4 protein-coding genes are annotated in these 3,261 nt (G+C 38.7%); 2 read left to right on the top strand and 2 right to left on the bottom strand.

The annotated features are described in order from the left end of the window. Nucleotides 1–70 precede the first annotated feature (70 nt). Complete coding sequence (gene recR, locus ABIQ28_RS10995; protein ID WP_348037218.1) at nt 71–688, bottom strand: recombination mediator RecR; 618 nt, start codon at nt 686–688, stop codon at nt 71–73. Between the two features lie 126 nt (nt 689–814). On the opposite strand from recR, the gene ABIQ28_RS10990 reads away from it, so the two are divergent. Then, a complete protein-coding gene (locus ABIQ28_RS10990; RefSeq protein ID WP_348037216.1) occupies nt 815–2,257 on the top strand; it encodes a sodium:solute symporter in 1,443 nt (480 codons plus the stop codon). On the opposite strand, the gene ABIQ28_RS10985 is transcribed toward ABIQ28_RS10990, so the two are convergent. Continuing rightward, on the bottom strand, nt 2,228–2,596 hold the full coding sequence (locus ABIQ28_RS10985) for a CoA-binding protein (protein WP_348037214.1): 369 nt from the start codon (nt 2,594–2,596) through the stop codon (nt 2,228–2,230). The genes ABIQ28_RS10990 and ABIQ28_RS10985 overlap by 30 nt on opposite strands. Nucleotides 2,597–2,714: 118 nt before the next feature. Here ABIQ28_RS10985 and ABIQ28_RS10980 point away from each other — a divergent pair. Then, the coding region (locus tag ABIQ28_RS10980; RefSeq protein WP_348037212.1) for a carboxypeptidase-like regulatory domain-containing protein at nt 2,715–3,261 on the top strand (547 nt) is incomplete at its 3' end.

The raw sequence follows: 3,261 nt of genomic DNA, 5'->3' as shown, positions 1-3,261 counted from the left end.
TTTGAGGCACAACTCCAAAAAGTAGCGCACATTATAGTTCAATATGACGACGGATAACTTCAAAAATACATCAAGATTTTAGAGACGATTCAAAAGGGATTCGGTTCAAAATACTTCTTCCGAGGGTAACCTCATCTGTATATTCCAACTCATTTCCTACTGAGATACCTCTGGCAATTGTTGATGTAATAATTTCACAATCCTGAATTTGCTTAAAAATATAAAAGTTGGTGGTATCGCCTTCCATCGTTGAACTTAAGGCGAAAATCAACTCTTTTACATGTCCTTCTCTCACCTTCTCGACAAGGGAAACAATATTGAGATCATTGGGACCAACACCATCCATAGGAGATATTTTGCCGCCCAAAACATGGTACAAGCCTTTGAAGGAACTCGTATTTTCAATAGCCATCACATCTCTGATATCTTCCACCACACAGATGATTTCTTCAGTTCTGCGCGGATTTGAACATATCTCGCAAAGTTCGGTATCACTGATATTATGGCAACTTTTGCAAAATTTGATATCATTCCTCATATGCTGCAATGCCGAAGCCAATAAAGCTGTTTGTTCCTGAGGCTGCCGCAATAAATGCAACACCAATCGCAATGCCGTACGTTTCCCAATTCCGGGGAGTTGCGACATTTCATTAACCGCCTTTTCGAGTAGTTTTGAAGAAAATTCCATAGGGGCGAATTTACAATTTTAGTGCCTATTTTTTGGTGCTTTAACATATTCTTATTTCACATTAAAGCCCGAGATTTGCAAAAACGAAAGTTCAACACCTAAATTTACCGACAGATTTCCCAAAACATGAATTCCACGACTATCATCATTCTTATCCTTTCCTATTTTGCTATTCTCATTTTGATCTCTTTTCTTACAGGAAAAAAATCAGACAACAATACATTTTTTAAAGCAAATCAACAAGCACCTTGGTATGTTGTGGCTTTTGGAATGATTGGCGCATCGCTATCAGGAGTGACTTTTATTTCCATTCCCGGATGGATTGAATCCTCACAGTTTAGCTATATGCAAGTGGTGCTGGGTTATATTGTTGGGTATATAGTTATTGGAACCGTGTTGCTCCCTCTCTATTACAAACTGAATTTAACTTCCATTTACACGTATTTAGAGGAGCGCTTTGGAAATGCTTCGTACAAAACGGGCGCTTCATTCTTCCTAATTTCCAGAGTTGTCGGAACGAGCTTCAGACTCTTCTTAGTAGCCAACGTGCTGCAAGTCATTCTCTTTGATGATTTGGGAATCCAGTTTTGGCAAACCGTGACTTTAACGGTGTTTTTAATTTGGTTGTACACTTTTAAATCGGGCATAAAAACCATTATTTGGACGGATACCTTGCAAACCTTATTCATGTTAATCGCCATTGGGGTGACCATATTTTATGTGAGTGACGACTTAGGCATCAGCAGTGGAAACATTTTAGGCTATGTTTTGGATAGTGATCTTTCTAAAACCTTCTTTTTTGACGATTTTAAATCCAGTAATTATTTCTGGAAACAATTCATATCAGGAGCTTTTATTGCCATCGCCATGACAGGACTGGATCAGGATATGATGCAAAAAAACCTGACTTGCAAAAGTTTGAAGGATGCACAAAAGAACATGTTTTGGTTCACGATTGTGTTAACATTGGTCAATTTTGTTATTTTGAGCTTGGGCTTACTCTTAACCGTGTACGCACAGCAAAACGGCATAGACGCCCATCGCGACGAGCTTTTTCCTGTGTTGGCTAAAGAGTATTTAGGAATTGGCGTTTTTGTATTTTTCCTAATCGGATTGATTGCTGCGGCCTACAGTAGTGCAGACAGCACCTTGACCGCCTTGACCACCTCCTTTAGTATTGATATTTTGGATATTGAAAAAAAATACGATGTTGCTAAACAAATCGCCATTAGAAAGCGGATGCACATCATCATTTCCTTTGTCTTGATTTTCGTAATCATCTCCTTTAAATACCTAATCAAAGACGAAAGCGTCATTGCCAAGTTGCTTCTTTTTGCTGGCTATACCTACGGACCTTTGCTAGGACTTTATGCTTTCGGATTATTCACGACCTGGCAAATAAAAGACAAACTGGTTCCAATTATTGCCATCCTATCTCCAATTTTATCCTATATCATCAGTTTCAACAGCCTAAAATGGTTTGGATTTGATTTTGATTTTTTCATTCTGATTCTAAATGGCAGCTTGACCTTCTTCGGACTAATATTGATCCGTACTAAGCATCACTAAGGTACAGGCCATTTCAAATTCAATATTGGCCTCGCGTAAGCGTTTAAAAAACTCAGGATTTTCTGTCCCTGGATTGAAAATGACACGATCAGGTTGCAAAGCAATTAGATAGTCATAAAATGGCTCTTGTCTAGTGGCATTCATATATAAAGTGATGGAATCAACCGCCTCGTAAGGCTTCAATTCCGTATCAATCACAACTCCTTCAACGCTACCCTCTTTTAATCCAAAAGCAACAACCTCATGTCCATAGGCCACGAGTTTGCGCAGCGCCATATTGGAATAACGACTCGGATTTAGCGAAGCTCCAAACACCAATGTTTTCTTGCTTTTTTTCATGATTTCAAATATTATATTTTCCTAAAAATTAAAACAGTGTAACAATAATCAAAAGTACTCGTCTCTAGTATAACAATCAAATCAAAATTCATCAATCAAATCAAAAAATCCATCACTAATGAAATCATTATTCTTATTCTGCATTTTAATGTGCTCTACATTATTTGCACAACCGTCGGCCTCCCATGAATTAAAAGAAGGTTCTATTTCTGGAACTGTCATCGATGCCCATCTCAACCAACCACTTCCTTACGTTACCATTGTCATCAAAAACACATCCAACGCAACCATCACTGGCGCGATTACTCAAGATGACGGCAGTTTTAAAATCTCAAAATTGCCTGAAGGCCAATACTCCGTAAACATTCAATATATCGGCTACAAAACCATCACACAGCCTTTCAAAATCGGAAAAGAGGGCTATGATGTCAATTTAGGAAAGATCTTACTGGAAGAAAATATCGCGGCTTTAGATGAAGTTACCGTAGTTGCAGAAGTCTCCAGTATTCAACAGAAAGTGGATCGAAAAGTGATTACGGTTGGAAAGGACCTGACCACATCGGGTGCCACGGCGTCCGACATTTTGAATAACATTCCTTCCGTAAGTATCGATCAGCAAACGGGAAGTCTGAGCTTACGTGGCAATCAAAATGTGCGTGTCATGG

Origin of the sequence: Gelidibacter sp., assembly GCF_039916245.1 — a bacterium.
Lineage (GTDB): Bacteria > Bacteroidota > Bacteroidia > Flavobacteriales > Flavobacteriaceae > Gelidibacter.
The sequence above is the reverse complement of the archived record's forward strand: the minus strand, read 5'-3'. Positions and strand labels throughout refer to the sequence as shown.